The 15,888-nt window shown below is 70.0% G+C and carries 17 protein-coding genes, 1 tRNA gene and 1 pseudogene; 7 read left to right on the top strand and 12 right to left on the bottom strand.

The window, feature by feature from the left end; genetic code table 11:
- Nucleotides 1–67 precede the first annotated feature (67 nt).
- Both ACRAWB_RS05875 and ACRAWB_RS05880 read right to left on the bottom strand, forming a co-directional pair.
- Nucleotides 68–430, bottom strand: coding sequence for a hypothetical protein (locus tag ACRAWB_RS05875; protein WP_431352463.1), 363 nt, complete (start codon nucleotides 428–430; stop codon nucleotides 68–70).
- Between the two features lie 61 nt (nucleotides 431–491).
- Entirely contained in the window at nucleotides 492–971 is a 480-nt protein-coding gene (locus ACRAWB_RS05880; RefSeq protein ID WP_431352464.1) for an NUDIX domain-containing protein, read from the bottom strand.
- A gap of 50 nt (nucleotides 972–1,021) precedes the next feature.
- On the opposite strand from ACRAWB_RS05880, the gene ACRAWB_RS05885 reads away from it, so the two are divergent.
- The gene (locus tag ACRAWB_RS05885) at nucleotides 1,022–1,480 is read left to right on the top strand and encodes an NUDIX domain-containing protein (RefSeq protein WP_431352465.1); all 459 of its coding nucleotides are present in this window, start codon (nucleotides 1,022–1,024) and stop codon (nucleotides 1,478–1,480) included.
- A gap of 19 nt (nucleotides 1,481–1,499) precedes the next feature.
- Here ACRAWB_RS05885 and ACRAWB_RS05890 read toward each other — a convergent pair whose 3' ends face one another.
- The gene (locus ACRAWB_RS05890) at nucleotides 1,500–1,835 is read right to left on the bottom strand and encodes a hypothetical protein (RefSeq protein ID WP_431352466.1); all 336 of its coding nucleotides are present in this window, start codon (nucleotides 1,833–1,835) and stop codon (nucleotides 1,500–1,502) included.
- A 109-nt stretch (nucleotides 1,836–1,944) separates the two neighbouring features.
- Between ACRAWB_RS05890 and ACRAWB_RS05895 the strand changes: the two are divergent.
- Both ACRAWB_RS05895 and ACRAWB_RS05900 read left to right on the top strand, forming a co-directional pair.
- Nucleotides 1,945–3,647 (top strand): annotated as a pseudogene (locus ACRAWB_RS05895) (bifunctional 3'-5' exonuclease/DNA polymerase).
- Between the two features lie 67 nt (nucleotides 3,648–3,714).
- Nucleotides 3,715–4,554, top strand: coding sequence for a DUF1684 domain-containing protein (locus tag ACRAWB_RS05900; RefSeq protein WP_431352467.1), 840 nt, complete (start codon nucleotides 3,715–3,717; stop codon nucleotides 4,552–4,554).
- A gap of 3 nt (nucleotides 4,555–4,557) precedes the next feature.
- Here the strand turns inward: ACRAWB_RS05900 and ACRAWB_RS05905 are convergent, their stop codons facing one another.
- Nucleotides 4,558–4,854 carry a hypothetical protein gene (locus ACRAWB_RS05905; RefSeq protein WP_431352468.1) on the bottom strand — a complete coding sequence of 99 codons (297 nt, stop codon included), beginning with the start codon at nucleotides 4,852–4,854 and terminating at the stop codon, nucleotides 4,558–4,560.
- Between the two features lie 74 nt (nucleotides 4,855–4,928).
- On the bottom strand, nucleotides 4,929–5,132 hold the full coding sequence (locus ACRAWB_RS05910) for a PadR family transcriptional regulator (protein ID WP_431352469.1): 204 nt from the start codon (nucleotides 5,130–5,132) through the stop codon (nucleotides 4,929–4,931).
- Between the two features lie 187 nt (nucleotides 5,133–5,319).
- On the opposite strand from ACRAWB_RS05910, the gene ACRAWB_RS05915 reads away from it, so the two are divergent.
- A complete protein-coding gene (locus ACRAWB_RS05915) occupies nucleotides 5,320–5,823 on the top strand; it encodes a DUF3145 domain-containing protein (RefSeq protein WP_064108971.1) in 504 nt (167 codons plus the stop codon).
- Nucleotides 5,824–5,927: 104 nt separating this feature from the next.
- Here the strand turns inward: ACRAWB_RS05915 and ACRAWB_RS05920 are convergent, their stop codons facing one another.
- The 6 genes from ACRAWB_RS05920 to aceE form a co-directional block, all read right to left on the bottom strand.
- Complete coding sequence (locus tag ACRAWB_RS05920) at nucleotides 5,928–7,163, bottom strand: beta-ketoacyl-[acyl-carrier-protein] synthase family protein (RefSeq protein ID WP_431352470.1); 1,236 nt, start codon at nucleotides 7,161–7,163, stop codon at nucleotides 5,928–5,930.
- 104 nt (nucleotides 7,164–7,267) lie between these two features.
- Complete coding sequence (locus tag ACRAWB_RS05925) at nucleotides 7,268–7,519, bottom strand: acyl carrier protein (RefSeq protein WP_021765217.1); 252 nt, start codon at nucleotides 7,517–7,519, stop codon at nucleotides 7,268–7,270.
- A 44-nt stretch (nucleotides 7,520–7,563) separates the two neighbouring features.
- Complete coding sequence (locus tag ACRAWB_RS05930; protein ID WP_064108969.1) at nucleotides 7,564–8,568, bottom strand: beta-ketoacyl-ACP synthase III; 1,005 nt, start codon at nucleotides 8,566–8,568, stop codon at nucleotides 7,564–7,566.
- The gene (locus tag ACRAWB_RS05935; RefSeq protein WP_431352471.1) at nucleotides 8,568–9,488 is read right to left on the bottom strand and encodes an ACP S-malonyltransferase; all 921 of its coding nucleotides are present in this window, start codon (nucleotides 9,486–9,488) and stop codon (nucleotides 8,568–8,570) included. Before ACRAWB_RS05935 ends, ACRAWB_RS05930 begins: the two co-directional genes overlap by 1 nt.
- A gap of 84 nt (nucleotides 9,489–9,572) precedes the next feature.
- Nucleotides 9,573–10,772, bottom strand: a complete 1,200-nt coding sequence (locus tag ACRAWB_RS05940; RefSeq protein ID WP_431352472.1) for a PucR family transcriptional regulator — start codon at nucleotides 10,770–10,772, stop codon at nucleotides 9,573–9,575.
- A gap of 22 nt (nucleotides 10,773–10,794) precedes the next feature.
- Complete coding sequence (gene aceE, locus ACRAWB_RS05945) at nucleotides 10,795–13,521, bottom strand: pyruvate dehydrogenase (acetyl-transferring), homodimeric type (protein WP_431352473.1); 2,727 nt, start codon at nucleotides 13,519–13,521, stop codon at nucleotides 10,795–10,797.
- Between the two features lie 157 nt (nucleotides 13,522–13,678).
- On the opposite strand from aceE, the gene ACRAWB_RS05950 reads away from it, so the two are divergent.
- The 3 genes from ACRAWB_RS05950 to ACRAWB_RS05960 all read left to right on the top strand — a co-directional run bounded on the left by ACRAWB_RS05950 (nucleotide 13,679) and on the right by ACRAWB_RS05960 (nucleotide 15,168).
- Nucleotides 13,679–14,149 (top strand): peroxiredoxin, encoded by a 471-nt coding sequence (locus ACRAWB_RS05950; RefSeq protein WP_431352474.1) that lies wholly within the window; start codon nucleotides 13,679–13,681, stop codon nucleotides 14,147–14,149.
- Between the two features lie 140 nt (nucleotides 14,150–14,289).
- Nucleotides 14,290–14,362 (top strand) — tRNA-Val (locus ACRAWB_RS05955).
- A 53-nt stretch (nucleotides 14,363–14,415) separates the two neighbouring features.
- On the top strand, nucleotides 14,416–15,168 hold the full coding sequence (locus ACRAWB_RS05960; protein ID WP_431352475.1) for a hypothetical protein: 753 nt from the start codon (nucleotides 14,416–14,418) through the stop codon (nucleotides 15,166–15,168).
- A gap of 109 nt (nucleotides 15,169–15,277) precedes the next feature.
- Here the strand turns inward: ACRAWB_RS05960 and ACRAWB_RS05965 are convergent, their stop codons facing one another.
- The gene (locus ACRAWB_RS05965) at nucleotides 15,278–15,886 is read right to left on the bottom strand and encodes a TetR/AcrR family transcriptional regulator (RefSeq protein WP_431352476.1); all 609 of its coding nucleotides are present in this window, start codon (nucleotides 15,884–15,886) and stop codon (nucleotides 15,278–15,280) included.
- Nucleotides 15,887–15,888 lie beyond the last annotated feature (2 nt).

A 15,888-nucleotide genomic window follows, 5' to 3' on the forward strand; every position in this document is an offset into this window, starting at 1 on the left:
GCACGCTACGGGCGGCGGGTTAAGCGTCGGTGAACGACGGCGTCCGGGGGCACTCGGGGCGGGGTCGTCATCCCTCGCCGAGCGCGTGCAGCAGCTGCGCCTTGTTCATGCGGGAGTAGCCCTGGATGCCGCGGGCCTTCGCGCGGTCGCGCAGTTCGCGGAACGTCGGGATGCCGGTGTGCGACGCGGGCACGGCGACGTGCTCGGCCACCGACGTGGCGGAGGCGCGGGCGTCGTCGGCCGTGGCCTTCGCGCGCCGCACGGCCTTCTTCGCATCCTTGGCGGCCGCGGCGAGCCTGTCGGCCAGATCCTCGGCCTCGCGCTTGGTCTTCTTGTCGAGCTTGCGGACGGCCTTCTCGGCCTCTCCGACCGCGACCCGCGCGGTGTCCAGCGCCCTCTCGGCGGCCTTCTCGGCCTTGCTCTTCGCCACGGCCCCTCCCTCGGGTCTCGCCCTGTGGGGCCGAGCATACGGGCGCGGGAGGCTGTGCGGACTAGGGCATTTCGGCGTCGCGCTCCTGTCGCGCGACCAGCGCGTCCAGAATGGGCCGCTGCGCTTTGGTCAGCTTGGTGCGCGCGACGTCGAGCGGGAACCAGCGCGCGTCGTCGACCTCCGGGAACTCCTGCCTCCGCCCCGACCGCGGCGGCCACTCCAGCTCGAACGTGTTGCTGCGCACCTCGCCCGGCTCGAACTCGCTCTCGGCCGCGAACACGACGATCGTCTTGCCCGACCCGCGGAACTCGCCGAGCGGAATGTAGTCGGCGTCCGGCGGCGGCGTCCCGATCTCCTCCGCGAACTCCCGCCGGGCCGCCGACAGCTCGTCGCCGAGGTCGCCCTCCTCGACGATGCCCTTCGGGAACGACCAGGCCCCCTCATCCTTCCGCGCCCAGAACGGGCCGCCCATGTGCGCGATGTACACCTCCACGTCGGTGCGGCGGCGGTGGAGGAGGATGGCGGCGCTGCGGACGGTCATGAAGCCAGCCTCCCACCGCATCGCCCCAGCCGCGCGACTAACGTGGGTACGTGGACTCGGGTGACGCGTGGGTGGAAGGGCCGGACGGCCAGCGGTTCTGGGGCCGGTTCGGCGCGGCCGGGCTGCTCGTGCACGACCTGCGGCGCGGGGTGCTGCTGCAGCACCGGGCCGACTGGAGTCACTTCGGCGGCACCTGGGGGCTGCCGGGCGGGGCGCGTCACGCGGACGAGTCCGCGGTCGAGGGAGCCCTGCGGGAGGCCGCAGAGGAGGCGGCGGTGCCCGCCGACGCGCTCCACGTCCTGTTCGAGAGCGTGCTCGACCTCGGTTTCTGGTCCTACACGACCGTCGTCGCACAGGCGGTGCGCGCGTTCGAGCCGCATATGGCGGACGTGGAGAGCATCGAGCTGCGCTGGGTACCGGTCGACGAAGTCGTCGCGCTGCCCCTGCATCCCGGTTTCGCGGCCTCCTGGCCGTCTCTCCGCGCGCGCCTGACCGCCCTCTCGGACTGAGGCGACCGCACGCCCCGCGTCAGGAGGCGACGCGCGGCCAGAGGAACGCGCTGGCGACGTCGTCGCAGCCGTCCGGCAGGCCCGTGTACGAGGCGGCCCCGGGATAGGGCGCGGCGCCCGGGTAGGCGGGCGCGCCGGGATAGCCGGGGGAGCCGCGGTAGGAGTGCGAGCTCTGGGCGAACAGCCGGTCGCCGCGGATCGTGCCCAGGTACTCCCCGTCGGGCGTGACGGCATCGTCGTCGCCCCAGGGGAACCAGCCGATCCAGTCGCCATCCGGATTGAACAGGTCCCGGGACCTCGGGTCGGTCCGGAACGCTATCCACACACCCTGACTGTCATGCAGGTATACGGTCATCGTCGATCATGCCTTTCGGGTCGGCATCGTCGTTCGATGAATTATCCTCACGGCCGACCCGGTTGGCAAGCGACGCGCCGGTGTCGGCGGCGGGCCGGAGAATGGATGCGTGCACATCCTCCTCGAACGCGTCGCGCCCGGGCGCGTGCGCGTCACGCGGCTGGCCCGTGCCGCGGGGGACGAGCCGGCGACGGAGGAGGAGCCCGAGCTCGTCGAAGAGGCCGGGCTGCCGGCACTCGTCGCAGCCGAAGAGCGCGGCGCCGACCGCCCGCGGTGGGTCTGGGACGACACCCGCGCCTGGTACCCGCCGCTGCTCGCCGCGGGGGTGCGCGTCGAGCGGTGCGTCGACCTCCGGCTCTGCCACACCATCCTGCGCAACTCGACGCTGACCGCCGGCACCCCGCTGGCCACCGCGGATCCGGGCCCCTGGGATGTGGTGGCCGACCCGGTCGAGCCCGTCGCGCCCGCGCACACCGCGCTGTTCGACTTCGACGACCCCGAACCGTCGGCCGCCGCACCGGCCCGCTCCGTCCGCACCGAGTTCGAGGCGCAGGAGGAGGCCGTGGCCCGGAGCGCCGACCCGCGCCGGCTGCGCCTGCTGCTCGCGGCCGAGTCCGCCGGAGCCCTCATCGGCGTCGAGCTGCAGCACGCGGGGCTCCCGTACAGCACCGCGCGCCACGACGAGCTGCTGTCCGGCCTGCTCGGTCCGCGCCCGTCCTACGGCCGGCCCGCGGTGCTCGAGCAGCTGGTCCGGGAGATCCGCGACCACCTGGACGCGCCCGACCTCAACCCGGACAGCCCACCCGACCTGCTGAAGGCCCTCCAGCGCGCCGGGATCATGGCCACCTCCACCCGGTCGTGGGAGCTGAAGCGGGTGGAGCATCCGGTCATCGAGCCGCTGCTGCGGTACAAGAAGCTGTCGCGGCTGCTGACGGCCAACGGATGGACGTGGCTCGACGCGTGGGTGCGCGGCGGCCGCTTCCGGCCCGACTACGTCCCCGGCGGCGTGGTCACCGGCCGCTGGGCCACGCGCGGCGGCGGCGCGCTGCAGCTGCCGAAGCAGGTGCGTGCGGCGGTGGTCGCCGATCCCGGCTGGAAGCTCGTCGTGGCCGATGCGGCCCAGCTCGAGCCGCGGGTCCTCACCGGGCTCTCCGCCGACCAGGCGATGGCAGCGGCCGGACGCGGCAAAGACCTGTACGAGGGCATCGTCGCCTCCGGTGCGGTGGAGGAGCGCGCGCACGCCAAGGTCGCCATGCTCGGCGCGATGTACGGGGCGACGTCCGGGGAGAGCGGTCGGTTGATGCCGCGGCTGCAGCGGGCGTTCCCGCGTGCCGTCCGGCTGGTCGAGGAGGCGGCGCGCGCGGGGAGCGCGGCGAGAAGGTGACGTCGCGGCTCGGCCGTTCCTCGCCGCTCCCGGGCCGGCAGTGGGCGGTCGCGCAGTCCGCTGCCTTCGCCGCCGAGTCGACGGACGCCGACGAGCGCCGGGCGCGGTCGCTCGCCCGTGACTGGGGCCGCTTCACCCGCAACTTCGTCGTGCAGGCGAGCGCGGCGGAGTGGGCGCTGTGCTGGATGGCCGAGCTGCGCAACCGGCTGACCGCCCTGGCCCCGGAGGCGATGCTGACGGAGGCGCCGCACCTCGTGTACTTCCTGCACGACGAGGTCATCGTCCACACGCCCGCCGAACTCGCCGACGCGGTGGCGGACGCGGTGAGGGAGTCGGCTGCGCAGGCCGGGCGTCTGCTCTTCGGCGGCTTCCCGGTCGAGTTCCCGGTCACCGCGGCGATCGTCGACGACTACGGTCAGGCCAAATGACGCCGCGACAGGAATGCCCGAGTGTCGGAGTTGGTTACGACCTACGACCTGATCGAGGATGGACACCATGACCGACACCGTGCAGACCGACCCGAACGCCGTCCTGGCCCGCTACCGCGCGCGCCGCGAGCAGGCGGTCACCGCACCGCAGGGCAACCTCGCCCTCGTGAACACCCAGTGGATCACCGGTGACCCTGAGTCGGAGCAGCCGGTCTGGGGCGTCCCGGGCCTCTGGTCGCCGCTGCCCGAGGGCCAGTCCGGCCTCAAGGTCACCGCGCAGGCGACCGACAACATCGTCGTCGACGACGTCCTCGTCGACGGCTCCGCGATCGTCCGCGGCAAGGACGACCCCAACCCGTCCGCGATCCGCTTCAGCGACACCCAGACCGGTTTCGTCATCGCCAGCGAGGCGGGGGACTACGCGCTGCGGGTGTGGGACGCGAATTCCGAGGACATCCAGAACTTCGGCTCGATCGACGCCTTCCCGTTCAACCCCGAGTGGATCATCCAGGCCAAGTTCACCCCGATCGAGGGCGGCAAGACCGTCGGCTTCGAGCACCTGAAGGACGACGGCGCGACCCGCGACATGGTCATTCCCGGCGAGATCACCTTCACGAAGGACGGCGTCGACTACAACCTCGCCGCGTTCAAGGCCGGCCGCGCGCTGCAGCTCGTCTTCGCGGACACCACGAACGGCGACAGCACCTACTCGGTCGGGCGCTTCCTGTTCGTCGTCCCGAACGAGGACGGCACCGTCACCCTCGACTTCAACCTCGCCGTGCTGCCGCCGTGCGCGTTCAGCTACAACTTCAACTGCCCGCTGCCGCCGGCGCAGAACCGCTTCGCGGTGCCGATCGAGGCGGGCGAGAAGAACGTGCTGAACAAGCAGGGTGAGCTGCTGCACTGACCGCTAGTCGGCCGGAGCCGCCTCCGCTGCCGGACGCCTGCCCCGACGCGGGCGCTCGGGCGACCGCGGCTGCGCCAGCGCGCCGGGATGCGACGCGAGCGTAGTGGCGACCTCGTCCAGCCATTCGATGGCCGCTTTGGCGCCTAATTCGGCGGCGCGGTTCGCGGCGAGGAGCGCCCGCGAGTCCGCCTCGTGCGAGAGGTATCGAATGCGCTCCGCGTAGGCCGCGCGATACCCGTCCACGATGCGGAGTGCATCCACCCCGTCGAGCGACGCCGCGATAAGCACCTGGTCCTGCATCTCGTCCCAGTCGGGACGGCCGTCCGCCGGGCCGTCGCTCAGCCAGGAGGCGGCCGCCTCGCGCCCCGCCTCGGTCAGCTCGTAGAGGGGAGGCCGTCCTCGGTCGCTCCGGCCGACGCCACCAGACCCTGGTCGGTCATGCGGTCGAGCGTCGAGTAGACCTGCCCGGGGTTGAGCTGGCGCCGGTGCGCAGCCCGGCAGAGGAATTCGCTCTGGAGTTGCGATCCGTAGGCGGGGCCCTGCGTCAGCAGTGCCAGGAAACCGTTCTGCACCGACATACTCGGTATGCTATTCCGCTCCGGCGTTCGTCAGGCGACCGAATCGCCGAATCACAATCTTGTAACTACCCGCGGTTCTCAGGCATAATCGTGGCAACGCGCGTGAGCGCATCCAATTTCATACGCCGAAGCACTCCATCCCGTTCCTGGTCGTAGGGGAAGACGCACCAACGAACGGAGGAGAACCATGTCGGCACACGCAGCTCGAGGGGTGCTCTACGTGCACTCCTCTCCCAGCGCGCTCTGCCCCCACATCGAGTGGGCGGCGGGACGCGCTCTGGGTCGCGCGGTCAATTTCACCTGGGAGACACAGCCCGTGCTGAAGGGCGCCCAGCGGACCGAGTTCTTCTGGGACGGTCCCGCGGGCACCGGCGCACGCCTGGCGTCCGCGCTGCGCGGGTGGGAGCACCTGCGCTACGAGGTCACGGAGGACGCCGGCCACGGCACCGACGGCGGCCGGTGGATGCACACGCCCGACCTCGGCATCTTCTTCGCCCAGGTCGACACTGCAGGCAACATGGTCGTGCCGGAGGACCGCATCCGCTACGCCATGGAGATCGCCGGTGCGAACGCCCTCGAGCTGCACCGTGAGCTGCGTCTCGCCCTCGGGCAGGCGTGGGACGACGAGCTCGAGCCGTTCCGCCACGCGCACGACGACACGTCCGTCATCTGGCTGCACAACGTCGGCTGAGCGACGACGACCTCCCGCGGCGGGCCAGGCTCCGGCCGCCCGCACGCGGTGACACGCAGGAGGCCCCGGTCACGTGACCGGGGCCTCCTGCTGTGCGGAGCGGATCAGTAGCTGCGGAAGGCGGCGACGGCGTTGTGGCCGCCGAAGCCGAACGAGTTGCTGATCGCGAGCTGCGCGCCGTCGCCCAGCGGCTGCGGCTCGCCCTTCACCTGCAGCGGGATGGCCGGGTCCATCTCGGTGATGTTGATCGTCGGCGGGGCCTGGCGGTCGCGGATCGCGAAGATCGTGAACACCGCCTCCAGGGCGCCGGTGCCGCCCAGCAGGTGGCCGGTGGACGCCTTGGTGGCCGACACGGGGATGCCGTGCACCCGGTCGCCGAACACCTCGCGCAGGGCGACGTACTCGGACGGGTCGCCGACGGGCGTGCTCGTCGCGTGCGCGTTGATGTGCGTGACCTCGTCCGGCGTCGCGCCCGCCTGGCGCAGCGCCAGGTGGACGGCCCGGCTGGCGCCGCGGCCCTCGGGGTCGTTCGCGGTGATGTGGTACGAGTCGGCGGTCACGCCGCCGCCGGCGAGCTCGGCGTAGATGCGAGCGCCGCGGGCGAGCGCGTGCTCCTCGGTCTCGAGCACGAGGCTGGCCGCGCCCTCGCCCATGACGAAGCCGTCACGGTCGACGCTGTACGGGCGGGAAGCGTGCGCCGGGTCGTCGTTGCGGCGCGACAGGGCCTGCATCGACGAGAACGAGGCGACGGTGATCGGGTGGATGGCGGACTCGGTGCCACCCGCGATGACCACGTCGGCGAGGCCCGCCTGCAGGTGCTCGTAGGCGTTGACGAGGGATTCGGTGCTCGACGCGCACGCGGAGGCGACGGTGCGGGCGAACGCACGGGCCTCGAAGTGCATGGACACGGCGGCCGAGGCCGCGTTCGGCATGAGCATCGGCACGGTCATCGGCAGCACGCGGCGCGGGCCGCGGTCGCGGAGGGTGTCCCAGGCGTCGAGCAGCGTCCACACGCCGCCGATGCCGGTGGCATAGTCGACGCCCAGGCGCTCGGGCGCCACGTCGGGACGGCCGGCGTCCTCCCACGCCTCCATGGCGGAGATCAGGGCGAATTGGCTGGAGGGGTCGAGGCGCTTGGCGACGGGACGCTCCAGCACCTCCTCCGGGCGCACCTTCGCCTCGGCGGCGAAGGTGACGGGCAGCTCGTACTGGGCGACCCAGTCGTGCTCGAGGGTGCGGGCTCCGGACTCGCCGGCGAGCAGCGCGGCCCAGCTCTCAGGGGCGGTGCCACCGAGCGGCGAGGATGCGCCCACGCCGGTGACGACGATCTTCTTGGTCATAACGGCAACTCTCTGTGAGTGGAGTCGCGGGAGTCAGAGCACTCCCGCACGCGCGGGCGGCGACCCGGGGAGCGCCGCCCGCGCGGAGAAATCAGGCCTGAGCCTTAGGCGTCCTGCGCCTTGACGATGAACTCGACCGCGTCTCCGACGGTCTTGAGGTTCTTGACCTCCTCGTCGGGGATCTTGACGTCGAACTTGTCCTCGGCGTTGACCACGATGGTCATCATCGAGATCGAGTCGATGTCGAGGTCGTCCGTGAACGACTTGTCCAGCTCAACCGTGTCGGTCGCGATGCCGGTCTCGTCGTTGATGAGCTCGGCCAGGCCGGCAAGAACTTCTTCGGTGGACAATGCCATGGTTTTCTCTCCTTGAGGGGGTGTCGTTGTGACCGGGAAACAGTCTAGGGCAGCACGACGACCTGGGCGCCGAACACCAGACCTGCGCCGAAGCCGATCTGGAGCGCCAGTCCGCCGCTCAGCTCCGGGTGTTCCTGGAGCAGTCGATGGGTCGCGAGGGGGATGGAGGCGGCGGAGGTGTTGCCCGTCGTCTCGATGTCGCGCGCGATCGCGACAGTCTCCGGCAGCTTGAGCTGCTTGGCGAACTCGTCGACGATCCGCATGTTCGCCTGGTGCGGGATGAACGCGGCGAGCTGGTCCGGAGCGACCCCGGCCTCGTCGAGGGCGCGCTTGGCGACCTTGGCCATCTCCCACACGGCCCAGCGGAAGACCGTCTGGCCCTCCTGGCGGAGCGTGGGCCACTCCTTCTCGCCGTCGCGGAACTCGGTGAGCGTGCCGTTCATCCCGACAGCGTCGGCCTTGGAGCCGTCGGAGCCCCAGACCGTCTTCGAGATGCCGGGGTACTCGCTCGGGCCGATGACCACGGCGCCCGCGCCGTCGCCCAGGAGGAACGAGATGGTGCGGTCGGTCGGGTCGACGACGTCGGACAGCTTCTCGGCCCCGACGACGAGTGCGTAGTGGGCGACGCCTGCGCGGATGAGCGCGTCCGCCTGGGCGATGCCGTACGTGTAGCCGGCGCAGGCCGCGTTCATGTCGTACGCGGCGGCCGGGTTCGAGCCGACGCGGTCGGCGAGCACGGCGGCGAGCGACGGCGTCTGCTGCACGTTGGAGATCGTCGCGACGATCACCGCGTCGATGAGCGACGGGTCGACGCCCGACTTCGCGATGGCCTCCTTCGAGGCCTCGGTGGCGAGGTCGACGGCGAGGACGTCGTGGCTGGCCCGCGTGCGAGTGATGATGCCGGTGCGCTGGCGGATCCACTCGTCAGAGGAGTTGATCGGGCCGACCAGGTCGTCGTTCGGCACGACGAGGTCGCCGCGCGCGGCGCCGATGGAGAGGATGCGGGTGTACTGCGGTCCGTGCGACTGCTGCAGCGTGGGGTGGGTCATCAGGCCTCCTGGTCGATGAGGTCGAAGGCGGCCGGCAGGTCGTCCGGGGTCTTGATGGCGACGGTCGGGATGCCCTTGAGGCCGCGCTTCGCGAGGCCCACGAGCGCGCCCGCCGGGGCGACCTCGATGAGACCGGTGACGCCGGCCTCCTCGAACGCCTTCATGTCGAGGTCCCAGCGCACCGGCGACGAGACCTGACCGACGAGCAGGCGCAGGAACTCGGCGCCGTCGGTCACCTCGGAGCCGTCCTTGTTGGTCCACAGGCGCAGGGTCGGGTCGTTCGTCGTCAGCGTGGACGCGAAGGCCTCGAGCGCGGGAACGGCGGGGGCCATGTAGCGCGTGTGGAACGCGCCGGCGACCTGCAGCGGGATGACGCGTGCACGCGCCGGCGGGTTCTCGGCCAGCTGGGCCAGCGCATCCAGGGCGCCGGCGACCACGATCTGGCCGCCGCCGTTGTAGTTGGCGGGGGAGAGGCCCAGCTCGTCGAGGCGGGCCAGCAGCTCGGCCTCGTCGGCCCCGATGACCGCGCTCATGCCGGTCTGCACCTCGGCGGCCGCCTTCGCCATCGCGGCGCCGCGCTCGCGCACGAACGCGACCGCGTCGGTCTCGCTCAGGACGCCCGCGCCGGCCGCGGCGGTCAGCTCGCCCACGGAGTGGCCCGCGATCCCGCCCACGCGCTCACGGCGTCCGTCGGCGAACAGAGCGGACAGCGTCAGCAGGCCGGCGGACACGATGAGCGGCTGCGCCACCGCGGTGTCGCGGATGGTGTCCGCGTCGCTCACGGTGCCGTGCGCGACGAGGTCGATGCCGACCGCGTCGGAGATGCCGGTGAGCTGATCGCGGAACGAGGATTCGGCGAGCCAGGGCTCGAGGAAGCCCGGGGTCTGGGATCCCTGCCCCGGGCACACGATGACGATCACGGTTTCCAGTCTGCCAATCTTCCGCCAGGCGGATGTGTCGGATGGATACGAAGTATTCGAAGAATGCTTGTGGCTGTCTACAACTCAGCCGCCGCGGCGCGGCGAGTCCGGCTCGTTGATGGAGCCGACGATGAGCGCCGCCTGCAGGATCAGCGCCTCGCGCGCGCCGGTCGCGTCCCAGCCGATCACCTCGGACACGCGCTTCAACCGGTAGCGGACCGTATTGGGGTGCACGAACAGCTCGCGCGCCGTCGCCTCCAGTGAGCGCCCGTTGTCGAGGTAGCACCACAGAGTCGTCAGCAGCTCGGACGAGTAAGCCTGCAGCGGGCGGTAGATGCGGCTGATCAGGGTCGCGCGGGCGAGCCCGTCGCCCGCGAGCGCCCGCTCCGGAAGCAGGTCGTCGGCGTGCACGGGACGCGGGCAGTTGCGCCACGCCTTCGCGACGGCGAAACCGGCGAGGGCCGCCTTGGCGCTCTTGGACGCGTCCACCAGGCTTGGGACCTCGTGGCCGAGCACCAGATGGCCGGGTCCGAAGCCGGGCTCCAGCTGGGTCGCGATCTCGAGGAACGACACGACCGGCGCCGGGCCGATCGCGTCGTCCGGCGTGCTGTCGCTCGGCCAGGCGCGCCCGATCACGAGTACGAGCCGGCTGCCCTGAACGCCGATCAGCACATCCGCCGACATGTGCCGGGCGGTGCGTCGCAGCTGGTCGACGTCGAGCATCTTCGGCGCGGTTCCGACGAGGACGCTGACCTCGCCGTGCCCGTGCCAGCCGAGGGCGGCGATCCGGCTGGGCAGCTCGTCGTCGTACTCGCCCGTCAGGATGCTGTCGACGACCAAGGCCTCCAGCCGGGCGTCCCACAGACCGCGCGCCTCGGCGGCGCGGGCGTAGACGTCGGCGGCCGCGAAGGCGATCTCGCGCGAGTAGAGCAGGATCGCCTCGCGCAGGTCCTCGCCGCCCGCCGTCTTGACGCGCTCCTCGACGACCTCCACCGTGATCTTGATCAGCTGGAGGGTCTGCTGCAGGCTCACGCTGCGCAGCAGCTCGCGTGGCGCCGCGCCGAACACGTCCGCGGCGATCCACGGCGTGGACCGCGGGTCGTCGTACCAGGAGATGAACGACGAGATGCCCGCCTGGGCCACCAGGCCGACGGCGCTGCGTCGGCCCGGTGGCATGTCGCGGTACCAGGGAAGGGTGTCCTCGAGCTTCTTGAGCGTGGTCGTGGCCAGCTCACCCGAGATCTTGCGCAGCCACGCCAACGTCTCGGGCTTCGTCCTCTCCACCTGGCTCCCTGCCACGGCGGTGTTACGCCTCGCCGCCCGCGGAGCCGGTGGTGCCGGCGTTGACGTCGTGCAGCAGGTACTTCTCGATCGCCCACGCCGGAGCGTTCGGGTCCACCTGGCCGCGCGCCGCCAGCAGCTCGAGCGTGCGGACCACGATCGAGGGGCCGTCGATCTTGAAGAAGCGACGGGCCGCGGGACGCGTGTCCGAGAAGCCGAAGCCGTCGGCGCCGAGCGTGGCGTACTCACCCGGCACGAAGGGACGGATCTGATCCGGCACCGCGTGCTCGTAGTCGGTCACGGCGACGAACGGACCCTCGGCGTCCTGGAGCTTGCGGGTGACGTACGGCACCTGCTTCTCCTGCTGCGGGTAGAGGAAGTTGTGCTCGTCGGCGCGGAGGCCGTCGCGGCGCAGCTCGCCCCACGAGGTGACGCTCCACACGTCGGCCGAGACTCCCCAGTCCTGAGCCAGCAGCTGCTGGGCCTCGAGCGCCCACGGCACCGAGACGCCGGACGCGAGCAGCTGGGCCTTCGGGCCCTGGTTGTCGGCAGGGCGGAGGCGGTGGATGCCGTGGACGATGCCGTCCACATCCACACCCTCCGGCTCGGCCGGCTGCACGATCGGCTCGTTGTACACCGTCAGGTAGTACATGACGTTCGGGTCGGGGTGGTTGCCGCCGTACATCCGCTCCAGACCGGCGCGCACGATGTGGCCGATCTCGTAGCCGTACGCCGGGTCGTACGACACGACCGCGGGGTTCGTCGAGGCGAGCAGCGGGGAGTGGCCGTCGGCGTGCTGCAGGCCCTCGCCGGTCAGCGTGGTCCGGCCGGCCGTGGCGCCGATGAGGAAGCCGCGCGCCATCTGGTCGCCCGCCGCCCACAGGGCGTCGCCGGTGCGCTGGAAGCCGAACATCGAATAGAAGACGTAGACCGGGATCAGCGGCTCGCCCTGCGTCGAGTACGACGTCCCGACGTTGGTGAACGCGGCGACCGCGCCCGCCTCGTTGATGCCGACGTGGATGATCTGACCCTGCGGGCTCTCCTTGTAGGCGAGGAGCAGTTCGCGGTCGACCGAGGTGTAGTTCTGGCCGTTCGGGTTGTAGATCTTCGCGTTCGGGAAGAAGGCGTCCATGCCGAAGGTGCGGGCCTCGTCCGGGATGATCGGGACGATGCGCTTGCCCCACTCCTTCGAGCGCAGGAGGTCTTTCAGCAGACGGACGAACGCCATGGTGGTGGCGACCTCCTGCGTGCCGGAGCCCTTCTTGGCGATCGCGTAGGCGGAGTCGTCCGGGAGGTCGAACTGGGTGTACTTCGCGCGGCGCTCCGGCACGTAGCCGCCGAGGTCGCGGCGACGCTCGTGCAGGTACCCGATGGTCTCGTCCTCGGCGCCGGGGTTGTAGTACGGCGGGAGGTACGGGTTCTCTTCGAGCTGGGCGTCCGACACCGGGATGCGCATCGCGTCGCGGAACGCCTTCAGGTTGTCGAGCGTCATCTTCTTCATCTGGTGGGTCGCGTTGCGGCCCTCGAACGACGGACCGAGTCCGTAGCCCTTGATGGTCTTGGCGATGATGACGGTCGGCTGGCCCTTGTGCTCCACGGCCGCCTTGAAGGCCGCGTAGACCTTGCGGTAGTCGTGGCCGCCGCGCTTGAGGCCCCACACCTGGTCGTCGCTGTAGTCCTTGACGAGCTCGAGCGCGCGCGGGTCGCGACCGAAGAAGTTCTCGCGCACGTAGGCGCCGTTCTCGGTCTTGTAGGTCTGGTAGTCGCCGTCCGGCGTCTGGTTCATCAGGTTGACCAGGGCGCCGTCGGTGTCGCGGGCGAGCAGGTCGTCCCACTCGCGGCCCCAGATCACCTTGATGACGTTCCAGCCGGCGCCGCGGAAGAAGCTCTCCAGCTCCTGGATGATCTTGCCGTTGCCGCGCACCGGGCCGTCGAGGCGCTGCAGGTTCGCGTTGATGACGAAGGTGAGGTTGTCCAGCTTCTCGTTCGCCGCCACCTGGAGCTGACCGCGCGACTCGACCTCATCCATCTCGCCGTCGCCGAGGAACGCCCAGACGTGCTGGTCGGAGGCGTCCTTGATGCCGCGGTTGGTGAGGTACTTGTTGAGCTGCGCCTGGTAGATCGCGTTGATCGGGCCGAGACCCATCGACACGGTCGGGAACTGCCAGAACTCCGGCATGAGGCGCGGGTGCGGGTAGCTGGAGAGGCCGCCGCCGGCGTGCGACTTCTCCTGGCGGAAGCCGTCGAGCTGGTCGGCGCTGAGCCGGCCCTCGAGGAACGCACGGGCGTAGACGCCGGGGGAGGCGTGGCCCTGGAAGAAGACCTGGTCGCCGCCGCCGGGGTGGTCCTGGCCGCGGAAGAAGTGGTTGAAGCCGACCTCGAAGAGGGTGGCGCTCGAGGCGTAGCTGGAGAGGTGGCCGCCGACGGCGATGCCGGGACGCTGCGCGCGGTGGACCATGATGGCCGCGTTCCAGCGGATCCAGGCGCGGTAGCGGCGCTCGATCTCCTCATCGCCGGGGAAGGCGGGCTCGTCCTCCGCGGAGATGGTGTTGATGTAGTCCGTCGTCGGGACCATCGGTACGCCGAGGTGCAGCTCGGACGAGCGCTTCAGCAGGCTGAGCATGATCTCGCGCGCACGCTCGTGGCCATGGGCCGCAACCAGTTGGTCGAGGGATTCCCGCCACTCGGCGGTCTCCTCCGGGTCCGAATCGATGTTGTTCACCGAGTACGGGTCCTGGTCGTTTACAGTCACCCTCGACCTCTTTCTTGTGTCGGATGGATCGAAAGACGTGTCGCAGCCTGTCGGTTCTCGACAAGCGTGGACACCATCCTTCAGCCTAGCCGCACTCTGGGTTCGCTGTTGACCGCATGGTTGGCGCTCGGATCGGACAGGTTTATGCTGTCTCCTCGTGGCTCTTGAGAACGACACCCAGGCACCCGACTTCGAGCTGCTGAACCAGTACGGCGAGACCGTGCGGCTCAGCGACTTCCGCGGCCGTAAGGCGGTCGCGCTCGTCTTCTTCCCGCTCGCGTTCTCGGGCACCTGCACCGGCGAGCTGTGCGCGCTGCGCGACAACCTCGCCCTCTTCGAGGACCACCGCGTCGAACTCCTGGCGATCTCCGTCGACTCCAAGTACACGCTGCGCGCGTGGGCGGAGCAGGAGGGCTACTCGTTCTCGCTGCTGGCCGACTTCTGGCCGCACGGCGAGATCGCGAAGGAGTACGGGGTATTCCTCCCGGAGAAGGGCTTCGCGAACCGCGCGACCTTCCTCGTCGACGAGCGCGGCATCATCCGCGCGTCGTTCATCACGGCCCCGGGCGAGGCCCGCTCGATCGACTCGTACCGCGCGGCGCTCGACCGGCTGCCCGCGCACGTCTGACCGCGTCCACTAGGCTCCTGCGATCAAAACCGAGGAGTCCGCTCGCTGCCGGCCCGCTCGACCCCTCCCAATCGCAACATCCTCCGGCGCGCCGGATCCGAACTCCTCCGTTTCCGACCGGCTAGGCTGGTCGGCATCCCGGGCCTTTAGCTCAGCTGGTAGAGCGCCACGTTTACACCGTGGATGTCGTCGGTTCGATCCCGGCAGGGCCCACTTCCGCAACGAGCCACTAGTGCGTCCCTGCAAAGATTGGCTAGTTTCCGTGCATGACTACGGTCGCATACGACAATGACGTCCGCCGTTTGGCCGATGCACTGATGGAAGTTAGCTTGGATCTGCCTCCACTGGAGTCGGCCACACTCGGTGTATTCATCCTCGATTTACATATTCGAACCACCGACCTGCGGGTGGTGAATAACCTCAACGGAGCACTTCAGATAGCATTCGATGCTGCCGCTATCGCGGCGCTCGGGGAAGAAGCACTCGCGCCAGGCGAAGACATTCGGCTTGACCTGCTCTGGGGCGCTTCCGGTTCCTGGCGAGAGGCGATAATCGTCCATCCGCTCAACCAACGAGCTAGGGAAGCTTTGGGATACATCGTCCCATACGCAATACAGGCTCTTGCATCTATTCAAGGGGTGCCCCCTTCACTGCCTCTTGGTCTTGGCGCGATCTTCGCGGGCACGATGCTCGTCTCCATGGGTCATGACGTCCCAATTACCGTCGAGCTGGAAACAGTCGATGCTCACGCTTTGAGTGAAGCGAGTGTGATAGCCAGCACTTACCCGCCTGGTCGAGCCTGGAGCCCCGCAAAGCCCGCGGCCAAAGGCAACCCGAATCTTGCCCACCTGGGTGACTACCTGAAGCGCCATCCCGATAGGGCGCACTTTTCTGTCAGTCTCGGGCCCCGGGGTCAATATGAAGTTGCGCTGGTGGTCGACGACCAAGTTCCGGACCAAGAGCAAGCAGAGGTTATTGCCAAGTGGTTGGCCGAGAAGAATGGTCTTGTCTTGGCCTAGATGGCTGCCTGAACTCCGGCGCACCGCACCCCAGCACACGCGCGCCACGGCCCATCTACTGGTCGCAACACGCCGTTATGGCGCCGGCTATAACGGCGTGTTGGGACGACTAGATGTCGTGCGGGCCGGGGGAGTGCGCGGCCAGGAGGGTGAACATCGCATCCACCGTCGCGGCCATGTCGACCGACGGGTCCTGCAGCCACTGCAGCTGGAGGCCGTCGGAGACCGCCTGCACCAGGCGGGCCAGCGTCTCGGGGTCGACGTCGCGCGTCACGGCGCCGTCGGCCTGCTGCTGCGCGAACACCTGCGTGAACAGGGCGCGGAGGGTGGCGCTGCGCTCGGCGAAGTACTCGTGGGCCGGATGCGACGGGTCGCCGCCCTCGACCGCCAGGCGGGAGAACAGCTGCACCAGGCCCGGCACCTCGGCGTTGTGCCGCACGACGCTCACGAAGCCCTCGCGCAGGCGGTCCGCCGACACGGGCTGCTCCTGCGGGAAGCGCCGCGAGTCGACCTCGTCGCGCTTGCGCAGGATGGCCGTGAACAGCTCGTCCTTGCTGCCGAAGTAGTGCAGCAGCCCGGCCTGTGACAGCCCGACGGACTCGGCCAGCTCCTTCACCGACGCGCCGTGCCAGCCCTCGCGCGCAATGACGTCGAGGGCGGCCTCCAGGATCTCCTCCCGCTTGGCCACACCCTTCGCGTACGCGCCTCGTCGTGCCATGT

It is taken from the genome of Leifsonia poae, assembly GCF_050632865.1.
Taxonomy (GTDB): domain Bacteria; phylum Actinomycetota; class Actinomycetes; order Actinomycetales; family Microbacteriaceae; genus Leifsonia; species Leifsonia poae_B.